The 19987-nt window shown below is 45.4% G+C and carries 17 protein-coding genes and 3 tRNA genes; 5 read left to right on the forward strand and 15 right to left on the reverse strand.

What is annotated here, in order from left to right; genetic code table 11:
• Positions 1–130: 130 nt before the first annotated feature.
• Positions 131–1465 carry an NADP-specific glutamate dehydrogenase gene (gene gdhA / locus HMPREF0999_RS13220; RefSeq protein WP_005868539.1) on the forward strand — a complete coding sequence of 445 codons (1335 nt, stop codon included), beginning with the start codon at positions 131–133 and terminating at the stop codon, positions 1463–1465.
• 98 nt (positions 1466–1563) lie between these two features.
• Here gdhA and ruvC read toward each other — a convergent pair whose 3' ends face one another.
• Together ruvC and HMPREF0999_RS13230 are read right to left on the reverse strand one after the other, a co-directional pair.
• Positions 1564–2121: a crossover junction endodeoxyribonuclease RuvC gene (ruvC, locus tag HMPREF0999_RS13225; RefSeq protein WP_005858764.1), complete on the reverse strand. Its 558-nt coding sequence runs from the start codon at positions 2119–2121 to the stop codon at positions 1564–1566.
• Positions 2118–2432: a DUF4286 family protein gene (locus HMPREF0999_RS13230; protein WP_005858766.1), complete on the reverse strand. Its 315-nt coding sequence runs from the start codon at positions 2430–2432 to the stop codon at positions 2118–2120. Before HMPREF0999_RS13230 ends, ruvC begins: the two co-directional genes overlap by 4 nt.
• Before the next feature lie 86 nt (positions 2433–2518).
• Here HMPREF0999_RS13230 and HMPREF0999_RS13235 point away from each other — a divergent pair.
• Positions 2519–2595 (forward strand) — tRNA-Ala (locus HMPREF0999_RS13235).
• A 238-nt stretch (positions 2596–2833) separates the two neighbouring features.
• Here the strand turns inward: HMPREF0999_RS13235 and HMPREF0999_RS13240 are convergent.
• From HMPREF0999_RS13240 to HMPREF0999_RS13265, 6 genes are all read right to left on the reverse strand, one after another.
• A tRNA-Thr gene (locus HMPREF0999_RS13240) sits at positions 2834–2906 on the reverse strand.
• Positions 2907–2945: 39 nt separating this feature from the next.
• Positions 2946–3407 (reverse strand): hypothetical protein, encoded by a 462-nt coding sequence (locus HMPREF0999_RS13245; protein WP_005858768.1) that lies wholly within the window; start codon positions 3405–3407, stop codon positions 2946–2948.
• Between the two features lie 62 nt (positions 3408–3469).
• Positions 3470–4504, reverse strand: a complete 1035-nt coding sequence (locus HMPREF0999_RS13250; protein ID WP_008779372.1) for a DUF6340 family protein — start codon at positions 4502–4504, stop codon at positions 3470–3472.
• A 38-nt stretch (positions 4505–4542) separates the two neighbouring features.
• The gene (locus tag HMPREF0999_RS13255; protein WP_005858771.1) at positions 4543–5394 is read right to left on the reverse strand and encodes a sugar phosphate isomerase/epimerase family protein; all 852 of its coding nucleotides are present in this window, start codon (positions 5392–5394) and stop codon (positions 4543–4545) included.
• A 34-nt stretch (positions 5395–5428) separates the two neighbouring features.
• Complete coding sequence (locus HMPREF0999_RS13260; protein WP_009276136.1) at positions 5429–7399, reverse strand: sensor histidine kinase; 1971 nt, start codon at positions 7397–7399, stop codon at positions 5429–5431.
• Positions 7400–7584: 185 nt separating this feature from the next.
• Positions 7585–10206 (reverse strand): valine--tRNA ligase, encoded by a 2622-nt coding sequence (locus tag HMPREF0999_RS13265; protein ID WP_008779370.1) that lies wholly within the window; start codon positions 10204–10206, stop codon positions 7585–7587.
• Positions 10207–10573: 367 nt separating this feature from the next.
• On the opposite strand from HMPREF0999_RS13265, the gene HMPREF0999_RS13270 reads away from it, so the two are divergent.
• The 3 genes from HMPREF0999_RS13270 (at position 10574) to mazG (ending at position 14451) form a co-directional block, all read left to right on the forward strand.
• Positions 10574–11488 carry an RluA family pseudouridine synthase gene (locus tag HMPREF0999_RS13270; protein WP_005858777.1) on the forward strand — a complete coding sequence of 305 codons (915 nt, stop codon included), beginning with the start codon at positions 10574–10576 and terminating at the stop codon, positions 11486–11488.
• A 21-nt stretch (positions 11489–11509) separates the two neighbouring features.
• Positions 11510–13597, forward strand: coding sequence for a protein-disulfide reductase DsbD family protein (locus HMPREF0999_RS13275; protein ID WP_009276137.1), 2088 nt, complete (start codon positions 11510–11512; stop codon positions 13595–13597).
• A gap of 68 nt (positions 13598–13665) precedes the next feature.
• A complete protein-coding gene (mazG, locus tag HMPREF0999_RS13280) occupies positions 13666–14451 on the forward strand; it encodes a nucleoside triphosphate pyrophosphohydrolase (RefSeq protein WP_005858781.1) in 786 nt (261 codons plus the stop codon).
• A gap of 110 nt (positions 14452–14561) precedes the next feature.
• On the opposite strand, the gene HMPREF0999_RS13285 is transcribed toward mazG, so the two are convergent.
• The 7 genes from HMPREF0999_RS13285 to HMPREF0999_RS13315 all read right to left on the reverse strand — a co-directional run bounded on the left by HMPREF0999_RS13285 (position 14562) and on the right by HMPREF0999_RS13315 (position 19889).
• A complete protein-coding gene (locus tag HMPREF0999_RS13285; protein WP_005858783.1) occupies positions 14562–15035 on the reverse strand; it encodes a hypothetical protein in 474 nt (157 codons plus the stop codon).
• 46 nt (positions 15036–15081) lie between these two features.
• Positions 15082–15474 (reverse strand): hypothetical protein, encoded by a 393-nt coding sequence (locus tag HMPREF0999_RS13290; RefSeq protein WP_005858784.1) that lies wholly within the window; start codon positions 15472–15474, stop codon positions 15082–15084.
• Positions 15475–15521: 47 nt separating this feature from the next.
• Entirely contained in the window at positions 15522–16073 is a 552-nt protein-coding gene (locus tag HMPREF0999_RS13295) for an RNA polymerase sigma factor (protein WP_008772592.1), read from the reverse strand.
• A gap of 18 nt (positions 16074–16091) precedes the next feature.
• A tRNA-Leu gene (locus tag HMPREF0999_RS13300) sits at positions 16092–16175 on the reverse strand.
• Positions 16176–16318: 143 nt separating this feature from the next.
• Positions 16319–17959 carry a chaperonin GroEL gene (gene groL, locus HMPREF0999_RS13305; protein ID WP_005858786.1) on the reverse strand — a complete coding sequence of 547 codons (1641 nt, stop codon included), beginning with the start codon at positions 17957–17959 and terminating at the stop codon, positions 16319–16321.
• A gap of 40 nt (positions 17960–17999) precedes the next feature.
• The gene (locus HMPREF0999_RS13310; RefSeq protein WP_009276138.1) at positions 18000–18269 is read right to left on the reverse strand and encodes a co-chaperone GroES; all 270 of its coding nucleotides are present in this window, start codon (positions 18267–18269) and stop codon (positions 18000–18002) included.
• Positions 18270–18458: 189 nt separating this feature from the next.
• Positions 18459–19889, reverse strand: a complete 1431-nt coding sequence (locus HMPREF0999_RS13315; RefSeq protein ID WP_009276139.1) for a glycoside hydrolase family 30 protein — start codon at positions 19887–19889, stop codon at positions 18459–18461.
• Positions 19890–19987: the final 98 nt, after the last annotated feature.

Below are 19987 nucleotides of genomic sequence, written 5' to 3' on the forward strand. Positions count from 1 at the left end.
GTACGCATTCTGACTCTAACTGAAGATTTTTAGGTTTTCACTGATAAAAAGTAAGCGAAACTCTTGGTCATTCCAAAGAATTACCTACATTTGCCAACAGAATGTTATCCTTTTAAAGAATATAAATGCTATGAAGACTGAAGTTATTTTATCAGCGCTAGAGGCAAAACATCCGGGAGAAAAGGAGTATTTGCAAGCAGTAAAAGAAGTGCTTTTATCAATTGAGGAAGTGTACAACCAACATCCGGAATTTGAGAAAGCGAAAATCATTGAACGCCTAGTTGAGCCGGAACGTATTTTCACTTTCCGTGTGCCTTGGGTAGATGATAAAGGTGAGATACAAGTTAACTTGGGATACCGTGTTCAGTTCAACAACGCAATCGGCCCGTACAAGGGAGGTATCCGTTTCCACCCGTCCGTTAACTTGTCTATCTTGAAATTCTTAGGATTCGAGCAAACATTTAAAAACGCTTTGACAACCCTTCCGATGGGTGGTGGCAAAGGTGGTTCCGATTTCGCTCCGAGAGGAAAGAGCGATGCCGAGATCATGCGTTTCTGCCAAGCGTTTATTCTTGAATTATGGCGTAATCTTGGTCCGGACAGGGATGTTCCGGCTGGCGATATAGGCGTAGGTGGCCGTGAGGTTGGTTATATGTACGGTATGTACAAGAAATTGGCTCGCGAGAACACAGGTACGTTCACGGGTAAGGGCATGGAGTTCGGAGGTTCTATCCTTCGTCCGGAAGCTACCGGCTTCGGCGCTCTTTACTTCGTTCATCAGATGTTGGAGACTCACGGAATCGATATCAAGGACAAGACGGTCGCCATCTCTGGTTTCGGCAACGTGGCTTGGGGTGCCGCTACAAAGGCAACCGAGTTGGGCGCTAAAGTGGTTACTATCTCCGGTCCTGACGGATATATCTATGATCCGGCGGGTATCTCCGGCGAGAAGATCGACTATATGTTGGAATTGCGTAATTCCGGAAATGATATCGTAGCTCCTTACGCAGACGAATTCCCGGGCTCTACCTTCTATCCCGGCAAGAAACCTTGGGAACAAAAAGTAGATATAGCGTTGCCATGCGCTACCCAAAATGAGTTGAACGAGGCTGACGCTCGTAAGTTGATCGAGAACAAGACTTTGTGCGTAGCTGAGGTTTCTAACATGGGTTGTACGGCTGAGGCTGTAGACTTGTTCATCGAGCATAAGCAATTATTCGCTCCGGGTAAGGCTGTCAACGCCGGAGGTGTAGCTACTTCCGGATTAGAGATGACTCAGAACGCTATGCATATCTCATGGACTGCCGCCGAGGTAGACGCTAAATTACATCAGATCATGAGCGCAATCCACGAACAATGCGTAGCTCACGGTAAAGATGGCGAATATATCAATTATGTAAAAGGCGCGAATATCGCAGGCTTCATGAAAGTAGCGAAAGCTATGATGGCACAAGGTATCGTATAAGAATAAGGTCAGTTTAGGCTAAATAAAAACATAGTTATGAATTCTTTGAACCTTAGTTATGGTTTGAGAATTTCATAACTATGTTTTTTAAGCTCATATCAGCGGACTTTCCCGGGGTTCTTAGCGATAAAATCCTTCCATCCCGTATACTTCTTTTCCGAGATCGGATTATTGGTTTGGAAATAATGACAAACAGCCGCCGCCAACCCATCCGTAGCGTCCAATTGCGGAAGCATGGACTCATCCGGTATCTTCAGATAGCGTTGTAGCATGCCGGCCACTTGTTCTTTCGCCGCATTTCCATTCCCCGTGATCGAGAGCTTGATTTTTAGAGGGGCGTACTCGAAGATCGGGATATCCCGCTCCAAGGCCGCAGCCATCGCTACCCCTTGCGCCCTTCCGAGTTTCAACATACTCTGTACGTTCTTCCCGAAGAAAGGCGCCTCGATAGCCAACTCATCCGGATGGTATTGATCGATCAAGGCCAAGACCCGTTCGAATATCTTACGCAGACGGAGATAATGATCCTCATATTTATTCAATTGCAGGATTCCCATAGCTTCCAGCTTCGGTTTATTCCCCTCGATCTTCAAGATTCCGTATCCCATCACGATCGTACCGGGGTCTATGCCTAATATAATACGGTCCTTGATCATTTAGGTAGCTCTATATCTTCCAACAGGGTAGAGAATCCTGCGATTTTCTCTTTATAACGTCCTATCAAATCTTGCTGCAAGGCTCCGCCTTCCTTACGCACCCACTCATTCAACGAATCGATATCCCTCGTATGAAACTGTACGGAAAAACTTTCACCTTCCTCATTCCGCGAATCCAAGATCCGTCTCAAATAAGGACTATAAAGGATACCGCTCTCGGAGGCTTTCGGTATATAACTATTCTTCAAATATTCCAGACATTCATCCACGATATCCTTATGGATATGAAAAGTCGTATTATAAATTATCATCTTCTTTCCTTTCTCTTGAAATTTCTTATACAAAGATAGCGCATATATCAAGAAAAGCCTTATATTTGCACATGAATTAACAAGACGGGGCATTAGCTCATCTGGCTAGAGCGACAGACTGGCAGTCTGTAGGTGATCGGTTCGAGTCCGATATGCTCCACCAATAATAAATTAAGCGGTTACAAAACAAGTAGCCGCTTTTTTTATTGATAAAAATCGTTTTGTTTTGGCGTTTTGTTGCATTTGGTGACGCAAATTTGACGCAAATAATAACGCTGTTGCGTTCATTGCATTTCCGGTTTAACACCCAGTTTAACCTTACCTCCCAAACCTCGCTAGAACCGCAGCCTTATCAAACAAAATTAGGCAGTTACCTAAAAAGATAACTGCCTAATTTTGTGAGCCGAAAGCCGGACTTGAACCGGCGACCTACGCATTACGAATGCGTTGCTCTACCAGCTGAGCTATTTCGGCAACATTTGTTTCTTTATTTCGGGCGCAAAGATACAGGGTTTATTTGACATCTGCAAGAAGATTCGCTAAAAAATCATCTAAATCTGCATCTAAATCTTTTAATAGAGGATCGTCCAGACGAAGCATATCATCATCGATGAAGAGAAGTTCCTCTATTACAACAAAATCCTCATCGGTCAAGCTAACAGAAAGAGGCTTCATGAATCGGGGGACGTCAAAAATATTCTTGGTAGACAAGATCGTAAGAACCGCCTTCACCGAAGCGGCAACCCGCTTATTGAATGCGTTCTCCTCCTCGTTCGAGTTCACCCAATCGAAGATAACGATCTTTTCGATCAAATGCTCCTCATCATCATAAATTTGCAGTTCCCCGCTTTCCGCATCAGCCTGCACATATAAGTCGCTTATAAAATTACCGGACTCATCCTTGGCCAGCTTTTCAACAGCCGACGTAAAAGCGTTCTCGATGAGGGATTGAACCTTTGCCATATTTGCGTTCATATATTAATTCTCCTTTATTCGAATATGCGTCAAAAGTAATAATAATTCACCGAATAACGCCGTTAATCCTCACCAAATTGCACATTTAGTTTCTTATCGGAACGAATTCGTTCGGCCAACGCCTGTACATAGAGTTCCAATAATTTGGTACTCTTATCATTATCACCATTATTACGCTTGAATAAATCGTATGATTTATGAGCCCACTCATAGGCTTCTTTTAAAGCTCCTCTCATCTCATGGCATAGGGCCAGATTAGAGGCCGCCTTCGCCCGGCTTTTCCAGTTTTCCGTACCCCGGTAAAGCCCGGACCAACGATCTTCCGCCATATCCCATTTCTCATTAGCCGCATAAGCGGAAGCCTCTTTCCAACGTGAACCCATTCCGGTAAAGTACCAACGAGTCTCCTTCTCCCAATGAGGAACAAAATTAGCGTAGACCTTCGCCCCGAAATATTTACCGGCCCCACGCAAAGCATTCTCCGGAGAGGGCAATACCTTATCCAAGATCGGCATATAATCCGCACTTTCCGCCCAATAAATACTATCTTTCATATGTACCGTCGCCAGTGGAGCCTCACGATCGGGAACGTAACTGCGTATCACGCCAGCCATCTGCACGTCGATCATTCCCATTACATACCCTTCGCCCAAGGTACCTACGCTTTTCTTCATATCGAACAGCAAGCGGTCGATGGAGATAACCGCATCGGCACCGGTCTCATCGCATAGCGACGCTACTTGCCCTTGGGTAAGTTTCGTATCCAGAAACGCCTGATTATCCTTTCGAACCCCATCATGGTAAAGCAATACGTCGTTAAAATAAGAAGCCTCCACGATAGCCTCCCCTAAAGTACGGCAAGCGTCAAACAGCGCACTATCCGCTTTCGCTTTGCAAGTATCCTGCTTTTCTCCCTGCAAGGTGTATTCGTAACCCGCATCCTCCGGTTGGGGGACGGCATTGTTTACGATAAGTACCTTGGCGACATTCTCAGGAAACGTCACCTCCGCAGGATTATACGTCTCGATACCTACATAATTAATCGTGCTACAAGCGGACAACAAACCCGCTATGCCTATAAAAAGAATGCTTCTCATCTTCATCTATTTAAAAGGGGGCGATTTACGCCCCCACATTATGTCAAATCACTCACAGCCTTGAAATAGCCGATAGACTCCGCGATCCCCAAGAAGGGGTCTTTCATGTCTTTCTCGTATTCCAAGCTACACATTCCCGTGTAATTAACTTCCCGCATCATACGGATCAGCGCAGGGAAGTCGATCTTTCCACGACCGATCTCGATCCCGACTCCCGCCTTCGAAGAATCCGTCACGTCCTTGATGTGCATATCGAATACCCGGGTATGGTATTTCTTCAAGTCGGCGACAGGATCACAGCCGTTTCGCAAGTCATGCCCGACATCCAGACACATACCGATACGGGGGTCTAAATCCTTCGTATGCTCCCAAACGTCCGTAGCATCGGGATACGTCTTAATATCAGGACCGTGCAAGTGGATAGCGTAATGAAAATCATACTCCTTCACTTTTTTATCCACATAGGGTAAAAGCTCGTAATTCGGGACACCGACGATTAACTTCACTCCTACCCGCTTCGCATAATCAAACGCACGATCTATCTCTTCCTCACTCTTCATATAAATAGGACCTACGGCATATCCCGTCACTTTATGGGCAGCGCATTTATCATGAAAAGCCCTAATCTGCTCATCCGTACTATTCAACGGCAAATGGAAATCCTTGATGCAAAGATAATGGATATCTAATCGTTCCAACGTCTTCAACGTCGTATCTAAATCAAAATTAACGAAAGTATATCCCGCCATTCCCAGATGGAACGGGTTTACGGCCTTCGGGGCTTTTGGCTTTACAGGGTCCGGCAAAGCGGCCCGGGCGATCGTGGAGGTACCTAATAAAAGGGCACCCGCCAATCCTTGTTTAAAAAATGTACGTCTTGAGTGTTTCATGGTCTATTACAATATTATATATAATGTATACTGTTTATCTTGGGAAAATAACGCTAAAGGTAGAGCCTACCCCTTGCTGGGAAGTCACTTCTATACGACCGCCGAGCTTTGTGACCAAAGCCTTGGAGATAGCCAATCCCAAGCCGACTCCATTGGTCCATTGCGTCAACTTGACAAAACGATCGAAAACCCGTTCCAATTGGTCGTCCGGGATTCCCTCGCCTGTATCCGTCACATAAAAGCGGATTTCCTGCTCCGTCACGTCATACCCGAAGCAAATATAACCTTTTTTCGTGTGCTTGATAGCATTCGTCAATAAATTAGTGAGGACTTGCGTTAATCTACTCCGATCGGTATAAAGCGTAAAAGGTTGGCAATCATCCAATCGAAGTTCTACATTTTCGGGCATACGTAATAAAATGATACTATAGATATCTTTCATTAAAGCCTTCATTTCATGATTCGCCAAAACGAAAGTCAACGTATTCGACTCGATTTTCGATATATCCAATACGTCTTCTATCAAGCGTTGCAACAATTCATTATTACTTTGTATAATATTGGAGAGTTCATGACGAGTTTCCGCATCTTCCTCATCGGCGATCACCTGCGAGAATCCGACGATGGCGTTCAATGGCGTCCTGATCTCATGATTCATGTTTGCCAAGAACGCAGATTTCAGGTGATCCGCCTCCTCCGCTTTCTCTTTTGCGATCTTTAATCGTATCCCCGCACGATGACGGGCATAGGCGACTATACCCAAGCCCGCACATAGTAACAACACCAAGACAAATCCTCCTCGAAGCATCAAGATACGGACACGCGACTTTTCCGCCTCTAGCTCCAGTTTCTTACTTTGTATCTCTAGTTTTTCCACCTCTCGTTGGGTTTTCAACTTCGCTAAATCCTCGTAATATTTTACCCGCATAATCGAGTCGTGCACTTCTTTAGAATCTCTGTAAGCCCTAGCCGCTTCCATCCCTCTTCCAAGCTTATAATAGAGATCCGCCTTAAAATCCTCCACTGAGACCCAATCACTAAAGCGTTTCTTATCCAAGAGCATTAGTTCCAATTTGTTCGCCAAATCAATGGCCTTCTCATATTTCCCCGCTAAAGCGTAATAATTCATCCAAAGGAATTGAGGCAGGATTTGCTCGGCATTCATATTATTCTTCTTTTCGATATCCTCCATCATCCTCAAGTGCTGATAAACCAAGGAAGGCTCTTTTTCCGCCACGTAATACTGGGCCGAGTAATAATGATAGCGATCTTTTAAAAAAGCGACAGTATGTTCCGCATCCAATTGAGTAATGCCCTCTTTCTCGCACTCTTGTATGCAAGAATCCAATTTATTCAAATACTCCAATCGCAAATCCTTCGTAAGCAACAGCCGTAACACGTAATACCAACGCATCCTAGAGGCATTACGTTCTTCCATGCGAGATAAGATCTCCCGGCTTAATTGAATACCCTCCTCATCCAATCCTATATTAAAATAGAAATTCGCTAAAGCTTGGTTTGCCATATCCACCCCATCCGGATAATTAAAACAGGTCGCAAGATTCCTCAAGCTATCCACCTCCCGGATTACCAATCCCTGCATCCCCTCATTCGCTAAAGAATAGATATTCCATCCTTTCGCCCTACATAATTCCTCGATCCGGTTTGTCGCGATGAAAAGGGGTTCCGCTATTTTCAAATATATTCGCAAGCTATCCGGATCTTGCATATAGTAATAACGCATCAAGAATAGTAAGGCATTTCCTTTGTAATAATCGTTACGTTGCCTCTGTGCCTCTTCTAATAGCAAATCCGCATATACTTTATATACTTTGTTATGCGTATTGGCATAAAGTAATTCGTTCAAGCGTATTAGTTTACTACTATCCGGCAAAACCTTGATTTCTCTTCGTAAGCTATCGACAAACGTGTCACCTTTCGCCCTATCCGGAATAAGCAAAGTTAGAATCAACGTCCAACAACCAATAAAAAACAATCTCTTCATATATACCTTGAAAAGTTAGCACGACTATCCATTATTCAATGCCCGGCAAGTTAATAAAAATTTAAATGCCAAGACATCAACATAAACAAGTTTAATATCACATTTTCAACTTATACAACAAAAAGCCTATATCAACCAAAAAAAGATTGATATAGGCTCTTATTTCAAAGAAACGGCCGTTCTATTTATTTTGTCAAGGCAGCGATACTTTCCTCGATAGACTTAATCTTCGATTCGGCATCGGCTTGCTTTTTCTTCTCCATCTCGATTACTTTCGCCGGGGCTTTGCTCACGAAGTTCTCATTGCCTAATTTCTTCATGACAGAAGCCAAGAAACCTTTTTGGTATTTCAATTCTTCTTGAAGCTTAGCCAACTCTTCCTCCACATTGATCAGATTGCCTAAAGGTACGGCATATTCAGTCGTACGGACCAAGAACGATACAGCACCGGCCGCTTTCTCCTCTACCTTGGAGATGGAAGAGAGATTGCACATCTTAGCGATTACGGCGTTGAACGCCTCATTGTGCTCACCCACGATCTGCAATTCCAGCGCATCCTTATTCGGTATATTCTTTTGCAAACGAATGGTACGGACACCACCAACGATCTCTTTCACGATCTCGAAAGCATCCAAATAAGCGCTATCCGCAACAGCTACTTCCGGCATTTGGGCAACCATCAAGCTCTCACCTTCCTTACGAGGCTCAAGGGCTTGCCATAATTCCTCGGTAATAAACGGCATGAAAGGATGAAGCAAACGAAGCAAGGCATCGAAGAAACCTAACGTAGCCTCATAAGTAGCCTTGTCGATCGGCTGCTGATACCCCGGTTTTACCATCTCCAGATACCATGAGGAGAACTCATCCCAGAACAATTTATAGACAGCCATCATCGCTTCGCTCAGACGATATTTACTGAAAGAGTCGTCTACCTCGGCAATCGTCTTATCCAGCTGCATCTTGAACCATTTCACGGCGATAGCGGAAGCCTCCGGCTGAGCGATCGTATCGTCTACCGTCCAGCCCTTCACCAAGCGGAAAGCATTCCATATCTTATTATTGAAGTTACGTCCTTGCTCACACAAAGCATCATCGAAAGGAATATCATTTCCGGCAGGAGCCGCGAGCATCAAGCCCATACGCACGCCGTCCGCACCGTATTGCTCGATCAATTGCAACGGATCGGGAGAGTTTCCTAAAGATTTGGACATCTTACGTCCCAGCTTATCGCGAACGATACCCGTAAAGTAGACGCTCTTGAACGGCATTTTCCCTCTGTACTCATAGCCGGCCATAATCATACGGGCTACCCAGAAGAAGATGATATCCGGTCCGGTTACCAAATCACTGGTCGGATAGTAATAATTGATTTCCTCGTTATCCGGGTTATTGATACCGTCGAACAGGGAGATCGGCCACAACCAAGAGGAGAACCAAGTATCCAATACGTCCTCGTCCTGACGCAAATCAGACATGGTCAGATTCGGGTTACCACATTTCTCTTTCGCCAGTTCCAAAGCTTTCTCTTCCGTCTCGGCTACCACGTAACCACCTTCCGGCAAGAAGTAAGCCGGGATACGGTGTCCCCACCAAAGCTGACGGCTGATACACCAGTCCTTGATATTCTCCATCCAATGGCGGTAGGTGTTCTTGAACTTCGGCGGATAGAACTTGATATCGTCCTTCATGACCGGCTCCAAGGCGATCTGGGCTAGATGTTCCATCTTCAAGAACCATTGCATAGACAATTTCGGTTCGATAGGCACGTTCGTACGCTCCGAGAAACCCACCTTGTTCTCGTAAGCCTCTACCTTCTCCAAAAGACCGGCGTTACGCAAGTCTTCCTCGATCTGCTTGCGGACATCGAAACGATCCATGCCCACATACAGGCCGGCAGCCTCGCTCAACGTACCGTTATCGTTAAATATATCGATAGAAGGCAAATTATATTTCTCGCCCAACATATAGTCGTTTACATCGTGCGCGGGGGTCACTTTCAAACAGCCCGTACCGAACTCTATATCCACGTAATCATCCTCGATCACCGGAATCTCACGGCCTACCAGCGGAACGATCACTTTCTTTCCTCTCAGATGTTGGTTCTTCGGGTCGTTCGGGTTGATACACATCGCCGTATCTCCCATAATCGTCTCCGGACGGGTAGTGGCGACAATGGCGTATCCCTCCTCGCCTACGATCTTATAGCGAAGATAGTACAACTTACTATGCTCTTCCTTATAGATAACCTCCTCATCGGACAGGGCCGTCAACGCCTTAGGGTCCCAATTCACCATACGCACGCCCCGGTAGATCAAGCCCTTCTTATATAGATCGACAAAAACCTTGATGACGCTTTCCGAACGTTTCTCGTCCATCGTGAACGCCGTACGATCCCAATCGCAGGAAGCCCCCAATTTACGAAGTTGCTTCAAGATAATGCCGCCATGCTCTTCTTTCCATTCCCAAGCGTGACGCAAGAACTCGTCGCGAGTCAGATCGGTCTTCTTGATTCCTTGCCCGGCCAAACGATTCACCACTTTCGCCTCCGTAGCGATCGAAGCATGGTCCGTACCCGGTACCCAACAAGCGTTCTTACCCATCATACGGGCACGGCGAACCAAGATATCTTGGATCGTATTGTTAAGCATATGTCCCATGTGCAATACGCCGGTGACGTTAGGGGGCGGGATTACAATCGTATACGGCTCACGACCGTCTGGCTTTGACTTAAAGAAGCCGTTATCCAACCAATACTGATACCACTTCCCCTCTACTTCAGCGGGATTGTACTTACTAGCGATTTCCATATTTTTATAACTAATTAGTCTTTACACATTTCTCGATCCGCGAAAGTACAAAAAATATAGACAAAAAACGCTGAGCATCGGGAAATATAGTCGGCCGAGACAATAGGCATTCTCTCTCGGATACGCCACTATTCTATAAACCACGACATGGTTTGTACAGACCAAGTCGTGGTTTATACAGATCACGACGTGATTTATAAAGACCACGCCGCTATTTTGAAAATAGAGTGAATGGCAATTACTTTTACATCCGGGGATTTGAAGGTTTATTCCTATAACAAGCAAACTATTTATAACGGTTTTTCTATTCCACGCTATTGCAGTTTCGCGTAAATGCCTGTATCTTCGCGTACTATAAAAAATAGATATGAGAAAGCGATCTGAGTATAAAGGAGGGGATAATCGACGTAAACCCTCTAAAGAACGACAGGTAACGGTGGGTGAAAGTAACACTTTGCTACCTTTCCTGTTCGAGTTATTAAAAGAGCAAAGCCGTTCATCCGTGAAAGGATTATTGAGCAGGGGACAGATCTCGGTAAACGGGAAAGTCACCCGGCAGTTCGATGCCCCGCTGAACCCTAACGATACGGTCGGGATCAACTATGGAAGAGGGAAGGTGGAATTCAACAATCCGTTACTTAGAATTGTTTGGGAAGATGATGACCTCATCGTGATCAACAAGCGGGAAGGTTTGCTATCCGTATCTACCGATCGTATCAAAGAGCGTACGGCCTACCGTATCCTGAGCGATTACTTGAAAGAATGCGACCCTCGCAACAAGATATTCGTCTTGCACCGTCTGGACCGAGACACATCGGGTATCATGATGTTCGCCAAGAACCAGAAGGTAAAAGAGCAACTACAGTCCAACTGGAGCGAGGCTATCACGCAACGGACCTACGTGGCCGTGATAGAGGGACGGCCGGAGAAAGACACGGATTTGATCGTATCCAACCTCGTGGAGAACAAGCATATGCAAGTGTACGTGACACAAGATGGTGACGGGAAGGAAGCGATCACACGCTACCGACTCCTGCAAACGAACAATCGTTATTCGCTCGTGGAACTCGATCTGGAGACGGGACGCAAGAACCAAATCCGTGCGCAGATGCAATCCATCGGCCATCCGATAGCCGGAGACTCTAAATACGGGGCGGAGACAAATCCCGCCGGACGCTTGATGCTCCATGCCCGCAGGCTCTGTTTCATCCACCCGGTAACAGGCGAGGAGATGCGCTTCGAGACACGGATCCCGGAGAAATTCACATCGACAGCAAAGTAATCTATCAATAAAGGACAAAAAATGAAGAAGCTCATCAGTTCGATCATGCTGGCGCTAATAGCGCTGGTAGCGCAGGCACAAATACTTACGCCTGTCAAGTGGAAAATTAAACTAGACGACAAGGGCGGCGCACCCGAGAAAGAGATCGTCTTTACCGCCACGGCGGACAAAGGTTGGCACCTGTATGACATGAACCTGCCGGAAGGAGGTCCTGTTTCTACATCTTTCACATTCGAGACATTGAATGGAGCTGAACTGATTGGTCAACCGGTTCCTTCTGTAAAGCCGACCACGGTTTACGACGAGCAATTTGCCATGAATCTTCGTTGGTATCCGGGTACGGTATCGTTCATCCAAAAACTAAAAGTTACCGATCCCGCTAAATTCAAGGTAGAGGGCGAGGTGGAATTTATGGCTTGTAATGACGAGACTTGCCTTCCCCCAGATCAAATACCTTTCTCTTTCGATAAGAAAAGTATCCATGTAGATCCAGCTCTGGCAGCTAATAGCTCGACTACAGAGGTGGATAAAGAGGACGCCACGGCCATACAGCCGGATACGCAAGTCGTAGCGGAAGAGGCCAGCGAGTTGAACACTCCGGACCCTGCCGCTAAAAAGACACCGGCTACGACATCTCCTAAAGCGTCCGACAGCTTAACCGATAGCCCGAATCTTTGGTCTCCGGTGATCGACCAATTGAAATCGTTCGGCGACGCTACGGTATCGGCGGCGGATACCTCTTGGTTATTCATCTTCTTCGCGGGTTTCTTGGGAGGTTTGATCGCCTTATTGACTCCTTGCGTTTGGCCGATGATCCCTATGACGGTTAGCTTCTTCCTGAAACGTACGAAAGATCGTAAGAAAGCGATTCGCGACGCTATCACCTATGGGTTATCTATTATCGTAATCTATTTGGTGATGGGCTTGTTGATCACCGGTATCTTCGGAGCGAGCGCATTGAATGATTTATCAACGAACGCGATCTTTAATATCCTGTTCTTCTTGCTGTTGGTAGTATTCGCAGTCTCCTTCTTCGGAGCCTTCGAGCTGGTATTACCTGCGTCATGGACTAGCAAATTGGATAGCAAGGCCGATTCGACGACCGGCGTATTGAGTATTTTCTTTATGTCGTTTACGTTGGTATTGGTATCTTTCTCTTGTACGGGCCCGATTATCGGAACCTTGTTGGTACAGGCTGCTTCTATGGGTACGGCGGTAGGACCGGCTATCGGTATGTTTGGTTTCGCCTTGGCGTTATCCATCCCGTTCAGTGTCTTCGCCATCTTCCCGAATATGCTGCAAAGTATGCCGAAATCCGGCGGATGGTTGAATTCCGTGAAGGTCGTATTGGGCTTCTTGGAGTTGGCATTGGCTTTGAAGTTCCTTTCCGTAGCGGATTTAGCGTATGGCTGGCGTTTACTAGACCGTGAGGCTTTTATCGTGCTTTGGATCGTGATCTTCAGCTTATTGGGTGTTTATCTATTAGGCAAGATCAAGTTTAGCCACGATAGCGAAGTAAAATATGTATCTGTTCCTCGTCTGTTCATGGCGATTATCTCTTTCGCTTTCGCCATTTACATGGTTCCGGGACTTTGGGGCGCTCCGTTAAAGGCGATCAGCGCGTTCGCTCCTCCGTTGTATACACAAGATTTCAATCTATACAAAAACGAGGTACACGCCGCGTTCGACGATTATGAATCCGGTATGGCTTATGCCAAGAAGGTAAATAAACCCGTCATGATCGACTTCTCCGGTTTCGGTTGCGTAAACTGCCGTAAGATGGAGGCTTCCGTTTGGACGGATCCTAAGGTGAAGCAAATGCTAGAAAATGATTACGTGCTAATCACTCTCATGGTAGACGATAAGACGAAACTCCCGCAACCCATCGAGATCCAAGAGAACGGAAAGACTCGTAAGCTGAAGACGATCGGTGATAAATGGAGTTATTTGCAACGAAGCAAGTTCGGTTCTAATGCCCAGCCATTCTACATCTTATTGAATGACGAGGGACAGCCGCTCGGACCTTCATACGCATTCAATGAGGATGTTTCCAAATACATCCAGTTCCTTCAAAACGGATTGAAAGAATTCAAGAAAGAACAACAATAAAACAAACAGAGGGCCGGGTTCTACCCTGCCCTCTTTCTTTTACAATCATTATAGAATAAGTAAATAATATGGCAACTAGAGAAGAGAAGATGGAAGCCTTCGGGCAATTACTCGACATTCTGGATGAATTACGGGTAAAATGCCCTTGGGATCGTAAACAGACAAACGAGAGCCTCCGCACGAATACGATCGAGGAAACCTATGAACTATGCGAGGCCTTGATGCGTGAGGATAACACAAACATAAAAAAAGAATTAGGAGACCTGTTATTGCACATCGTCTTTTACTCCAAGATCGGCGAGGAAAAAGAAGCTTTCGATATCAAGGATGTCTGCGACAGCCTTTGCCAGAAACTGATTTACCGCCATCCACACGTATTCGGAGATACCTCCGCCGATACCGCTCAAAAGGTAGAGCAAAGCTGGGAGCAGCTTAAGTTGAAAGAAAAGGGGGGTAACAAAACCGTACTGGAGGGTGTTCCCGCTTCCCTCCCATCCGTAGTAAAAGCGCATCGTATCCAAGATAAGGCCCGTAACGTAGGTTTCGACTGGGAACAACGTGATCAAGTATGGGATAAGGTACAGGAGGAATTTAATGAGTTGAAAACCGAGATAGACAGGATGGACGCAGATAAGATGGAAGCTGAGTTCGGAGATCTCTTCTTTAGCTTGATCAACGCTGCCCGCCTATACAAAATAAATCCGGACAACGCATTGGAACGCACGAACCAGAAGTTTATCCGCCGTTTTAATTATCTAGAGGAGCACACGATCCAAGAAGGTCGTTCCTTGAAAGATATGACATTGGAGGAAATGGATCAACTGTGGAATGAAGCCAAGGCCAAAGGCTTATAAAGCAAGGATAAGGGCAAAACAAAAGGGGAACCGACATCACGTCGCCACCCCTCCCTTAACTTAAACGCCAAAACTAAATCTAAACAAAAAAAACAAATAATGATAATATTTTACTTTTTCTGTTTTTCTTCCTTTTTATTGTCCCGACCACTCTTCATGAAATTCCGGACAAACTTATATTCCGCATTTCGGTACTTATAGACCTTTTCGGGAGAAAGTATCTTCTTGAATCTCTCAAAATACTCTTTTTCCAACTGTGCCTCTTTTATCTCAACATCCAGACATTCGTCTATCACTTTGTTATAATCAGCATCTGTCGGATTCTCCTTATGTCGAATTTCTTTTGATAACTTACGACATTCACGACCTACCTCAAATTTTTTCTGTCGCAACTCATTGCATAAAGGAATAAATTGTGCAGCTTCCTCAGGTGTAAGGCCAACTTCAGCCGTAATAAAAGCATTCCGCCTTGCTTCGAATGCCTCTCTATCAAAATGTCTTTGCTCTTTCTTCTCTTGTGCCGTAGCATTGAAAGAGAGTAGAACCGAAATCGCTACAAATGTAATGAAAAATATTTTATTCATACAAGTATTATTACAAAAATCTTCGATAAAATTACTATTTTAAACTTTATTCAGAATAGGAAAGTTCCTCATCTAAGAGATAATTGGCGTACTGAGCTTCCAAATACTCCAAATACTCCTCATCTTCTTCCGCTTCAATAGCGTCTAAAGCCGTTGTCGGGACTTCCGTCCGGACCAGTAAAGAATCAGACGCAGTACTACCATCGGAACCGTTTATTCCCACGATAGCCTTGAAAAACAAACCAAGACCAGCGAATACCGCAGCCATGTACAACCACGGACGAACACGATCCATCAAGGAAATCCGTTTCGCCCTCTCCTCCTGCTTCTCGGGGAGCTGACTCATGATCCGCTCCGTAAGCCCTTCCATATACCCTTCCGGTACAGTGAAAGGATTAGTTCCTTTCAAGCGATCTAGGTTGTTTTCTTCTTTTTTCATACTTTTTCTCTTTTTATATTGCTTTGACAGCGATTCGGGCAAAAGGTTTAAACCTCTTTTGTTAAAAACTCCTCGATTTTTTTCACCGCATGATGATACGAGGCCTTCAAAGCCCCGACAGAGGTACCTAGTATCTCGGACATCTCCTCGTACTTCATCTCCTCGTTATACTTCATATTGAAAACCAAGCGTTGTTTCTCCGGCAAGGTAAGAATAGCGTTTTGCAATCTTACCTGTATCTCGTCACCATCGAAGTATTCATCCCCTTTCAAACGTTCCAGCAAAAAGGTATCCGCATCGTCGATAGATACGTTATTCATATTTCGCTGTTTATTTAGGAAAGTAATGCACTCGTTGATCGCGATCTTATAAAGCCATGTAGATAATTTGGCCTCACCGCGAAAAAGCTCGATGTTCGTCCAAGCTTTCAAAAATGTATTTTGGAGTAAGTCGTTCGCATCCTCATGATCCAGTACCATCTTTCGTATATGCCAATACAACTTCTCGCCATACAAGCTTACGACCTTGGCAAAGGCCTCACGTTGTCGGGCCGGGTCCCGGAGCTGTACTACAATTTCGTCTTCTGTATAGGATTGCATTTTTTCTATTTTGGGAAGTGCCCAGAACAGGACTCGAACCTGCACGATCGCAAAACCACTCGCACCTGAAACGAGCGCGTCTACCAATTCCGCCACCTGGGCTTTTTTTAATCATTCTGAAGCGCAACCTATCGGTATTGCGCATACAAAGGTAATCGTTTTTTCCAATTAGCAAGCAAATGAAAATAAAAAAAGCGACCGTCCCTTCCGGAACGGCCGCCCATATCATTAATCACGGGAGTCGATTACATCATACCACCCATTCCGCCGCCCATACCCGGATTCATCGGAGGCATAGCAGGAGTCTCTTCTTTTTTCTCAGCGATCACGCACTCAGTAGTCAAGAACATACCTGCGATAGAAGCAGCGTTCTCCAATGCTACGCGAGTTACCTTAGCTGGGTCGATTACACCAGCCTCGCACAAATTCTCGAAACAGTCCTTACGAGCGTTGTAACCGAAGTCGCCCTTGCCTTCCTTCACTTTCTGAACGATAACGGCACCTTCCTTACCAGCGTTAGCTACGATCTGGCGAAGCGGCTCCTCGATAGCGCGCTTAACGATCTCGATACCTGTAGTCTCGTCCTCGTTGTCGCCCTTCATACCTTCCAATGCATCGATAGCACGGATATAGGCAACACCACCACCGGGCACCGTACCTTCTTCGATAGCGGCACGAGTTGCGTGTAATGCGTCATCCACACGGTCTTTCTTCTCTTTCATCTCAACCTCAGAAGGAGCACCTACGTAAAGAACAGCTACACCGCCGGCCATCTTAGCCAAACGCTCTTGCAATTTCTCTTTATCATAATCAGATGTCGTATTCTCCATCTGGATCTTGATCTGGCCGATACGAGCTTGGATAGCCTCCTTGTCACCAGCACCATTTACAATGGTAGTGGTATCTTTGTCTACCGTGATCTTCTCAGCGGTACCTAGCATATCCATTGTAGCACCTTCCAATTTCAAACCTTTCTCCTCAGAGATAACCGTACCGCCTGTCAATACAGCGATATCTTCCAACATAGCCTTACGACGGTCGCCGAAGCCCGGAGCCTTAACAGCGCAGATCTTCAAGGAACCACGCAGACGATTCACTACCAATGTAGCCAAAGCCTCGCTGTCGATATCCTCAGCGATGATCAAAAGAGGACGTCCGCTCTGTACGGTCGGCTCAAGGATAGGAAGAAGGTCTTTTAATACGGAGATCTTCTTGTCATAAATCAAGATATACGGATTCTCCATCTGGCACTCCATCTTCTCTGTATCCGTTACGAAGTACGGAGAGATATAACCGCGGTCGAACTGCATACCCTCAACTACGTCAACTGTAGTTTCAGTACCTTTAGCTTCCTCAACCGTGATAACACCTTCAGTCTTCACACGTTGCATAGCCTCCGCGATCAACTTACCGATAGCCTCGTCACCATTTGCGGAGATCTTCGCTACATGCTCGATCTTCTCGAACTTATCACCTACAGCCTCAGCTTGGTTAGCGATGCTCTCTACAACCTTAGCGACAGCCTTGTCGATACCACGTTTCAAATCCATCGGGTTCGCTCCGGCAGTAACGTTCTTTAAACCGACACCAATGATAGACTGAGCCAAAACCGTAGCTGTAGTCGTACCGTCACCGGCGTTATCGTTTGTCTTGGAAGCCACTTCCTTAACTAATTGAGCACCCATGTTCTCGAACGGGCAAGTCAACTCAACTTCTTTAGCAACCGTTACACCATCTTTCGTGATGTGAGGAGCTCCGAATTTCTTCTCGATAATTACGTTACGACCTTTCGGGCCTAATGTTACCTTAACAGCATTAGCCAACTCATCCACACCTTTCTTCAAAAGGTCGCGGGCATCCATATCGTATTTAATCTCTTTTGCCATGATTGTATCTCTTTTTAATATTGTTGTTTATAAAAATGAATTAGATAATAGCTAAAACGTCTGCTTGGCGCATGATCAAGTATTTCTCACCGTCTAGTTCGATTTCCGTACCTGCATACTTACCATACAATACGTTATCACCAACCTTTACAACCATCTCCTCGTCTTTCGTTCCGTTACCTACGGCTACAATCTCACCCTTTAAAGGCTTTTCCTTTGCTGAGTCAGGAATAATAATTCCACCTAATGTTTTCTCTTCCGCAACGGCCGGCTTAATCAGCACGCGGTCTGCTAATGGTCTAATGTTCATTTTCTTGGTATTTTAAATGTTAATAATATTACGTTTTTAGTTTATGAACTTTGTGTTCACGCCTAAGTCTATGCGAATAGTGTGCCAAACGTATTCACCCGAGTTCGACTGACAATATTTCGGACGAAATAGACAAATATCCGAAGAGATAACTGACAACTTGTCTTTTTGCATCTCTCAAAAGGATTATCAATCGACCAGCAGCGTATTCATGGAATATGCTTTTACGATCGGAGTATAGACTCGATCGCCTATGCGGATGGAAAGGGAACGATCATCACTGGTCTCATTGGCGATAATCAAGGCGATACTGTTATCCGGGTTACGGAATGCCAGCAGATTCGTATAGGCTCCTTCCGTTTCTAATTTATATGCACCGGGCTGGACATAATGGCTGACATGTTTCATCACGTAGTATTCCGGAGTATATCGATAGCTCTTGGTTTGCGGATCTACGACAACCAATGAGTTTTGCGCCCATCCCCAACGACTGATCCCTCCATTTTCCAAAGATATATTCCAATACATATAGGCAGAAACGCCATTATCCAGAAAATGTCGCATCAACCCCCAAGAATACATGGCACCCTTCCAATCGTTCTTGCCATCTCCACATTCTTGCTCGGTTTGGTAAAGCTTCAACCCGGGATAACGTTTGTGGATTCCGGCGATAGCTCCCTTACCCGCCCATTGGAAACCGACACCTTTTACATATTTACCACTAGCGGGATCTGTCAATACCGTATCAACAAGCGACTCATTCGCACGTTCCATCGTGCCGAACATAATATCCACTCCTTGAACCTGCATGGCCGGCCCGAGATAATTACCGATAAAATTAGCCAAAGAAGCCGATGTCCAACAACAACTCGGGAATATTTGCGCAGAGTTGAACTCGTTCTGGGGCATTATGGCAAAGATTGGAATTCCGTGTTTCTTATAGGCCTCGATAAATTTAGAGAAATAGAGGGCATAGGCTTTCAGGTAAAGAGAGTCTTGGATAAACATATCCGTACCTTCATGGCCGACCTTATCGGCCGGCAAGCCATTTCGATACTTCTCGTCATAATTCTCACCCGTATAGGCAGAGGCATAGTGTTTGTTATATTTCATCCAAGCAGGAGGGCACCACGGGGAAGCCCACAAGCGTAAGTCTGGCTGATACTTTTGGGCGTTCTTGATAAAAGGGATCAACGTTTGTTGGTCATTGGCGATGGTAAAATGTTCCATCGTGAAATCACCGTCTACCTCGTCATACGAATACCAATCACGGGAGAAATCATTTGCTCCTACAGGCATCCGGCAAATCGTGAAGTTGGCTCCGACTCCGGGGAAGAAAAGCTCTTCCATGATTTCCTCACGTACACTTGGCTCCAGCTTACTCAAGGAAAGCCAACCTAATTCATTAAAACAGGCTCCGAAACCATCAATTTGTTGTTGATGCTTTTCTGTTAGAATTGTTATATCAATATTAGGTATCGTATCCGCAAGGGCGGAGATCAGATCGGGTTGCTCAGCCCAAGGGGTATTCTCGGTTGTCGTTACCCACTCGGCCCGGGGGGTGAAAGAGCAGGAAGAAAGGTATAAAGATATTGAGAGTATAAAAACAGGTATTTTCATGGTCGTTTCATTAATTTATAAGTTTAGAACCATTTAAACACGGACTACACGGATGACACGGAACACACGGATAAATACTAATACCGTGTCATCCGTGT

Source organism: Parabacteroides sp. D25 (assembly GCF_000307475.1).
GTDB classification, from domain to species: Bacteria; Bacteroidota; Bacteroidia; order Bacteroidales; family Tannerellaceae; genus Parabacteroides; species Parabacteroides distasonis.

Bases quoted from the DNA above. Each gene is read 5' to 3' on its own strand.
- gdhA (WP_005868539.1), top strand. From the start codon at position 131: ATGAAGACTGAAGTTATTTTATCAGCGCTAGAGGCAAAACATCCGGGA.
- ruvC (WP_005858764.1), bottom strand. From the start codon at position 2,121: ATGATCAAGGACCGTATTATATTAGGCATAGACCCCGGTACGATCGTG.
- HMPREF0999_RS13230 (WP_005858766.1), bottom strand. From the start codon at position 2,432: ATGATAATTTATAATACGACTTTTCATATCCATAAGGATATCGTGGAT.
- HMPREF0999_RS13245 (WP_005858768.1), bottom strand. From the start codon at position 3,407: ATGAACGCAAATATGGCAAAGGTTCAATCCCTCATCGAGAACGCTTTT.
- HMPREF0999_RS13250 (WP_008779372.1), bottom strand. From the start codon at position 4,504: ATGAGAAGCATTCTTTTTATAGGCATAGCGGGTTTGTTGTCCGCTTGT.
- HMPREF0999_RS13255 (WP_005858771.1), bottom strand. From the start codon at position 5,394: ATGAAACACTCAAGACGTACATTTTTTAAACAAGGATTGGCGGGTGCC.
- HMPREF0999_RS13260 (WP_009276136.1), bottom strand. From the start codon at position 7,399: ATGAAGAGATTGTTTTTTATTGGTTGTTGGACGTTGATTCTAACTTTG.
- HMPREF0999_RS13265 (WP_008779370.1), bottom strand. From the start codon at position 10,206: ATGGAAATCGCTAGTAAGTACAATCCCGCTGAAGTAGAGGGGAAGTGG.
- HMPREF0999_RS13270 (WP_005858777.1), top strand. From the start codon at position 10,574: ATGAGAAAGCGATCTGAGTATAAAGGAGGGGATAATCGACGTAAACCC.
- HMPREF0999_RS13275 (WP_009276137.1), top strand. From the start codon at position 11,510: ATGAAGAAGCTCATCAGTTCGATCATGCTGGCGCTAATAGCGCTGGTA.
- mazG (WP_005858781.1), top strand. From the start codon at position 13,666: ATGGCAACTAGAGAAGAGAAGATGGAAGCCTTCGGGCAATTACTCGAC.
- HMPREF0999_RS13285 (WP_005858783.1), bottom strand. From the start codon at position 15,035: ATGAATAAAATATTTTTCATTACATTTGTAGCGATTTCGGTTCTACTC.
- HMPREF0999_RS13290 (WP_005858784.1), bottom strand. From the start codon at position 15,474: ATGAAAAAAGAAGAAAACAACCTAGATCGCTTGAAAGGAACTAATCCT.
- HMPREF0999_RS13295 (WP_008772592.1), bottom strand. From the start codon at position 16,073: ATGCAATCCTATACAGAAGACGAAATTGTAGTACAGCTCCGGGACCCG.
- groL (WP_005858786.1), bottom strand. From the start codon at position 17,959: ATGGCAAAAGAGATTAAATACGATATGGATGCCCGCGACCTTTTGAAG.
- HMPREF0999_RS13310 (WP_009276138.1), bottom strand. From the start codon at position 18,269: ATGAACATTAGACCATTAGCAGACCGCGTGCTGATTAAGCCGGCCGTT.
- HMPREF0999_RS13315 (WP_009276139.1), bottom strand. From the start codon at position 19,889: ATGAAAATACCTGTTTTTATACTCTCAATATCTTTATACCTTTCTTCC.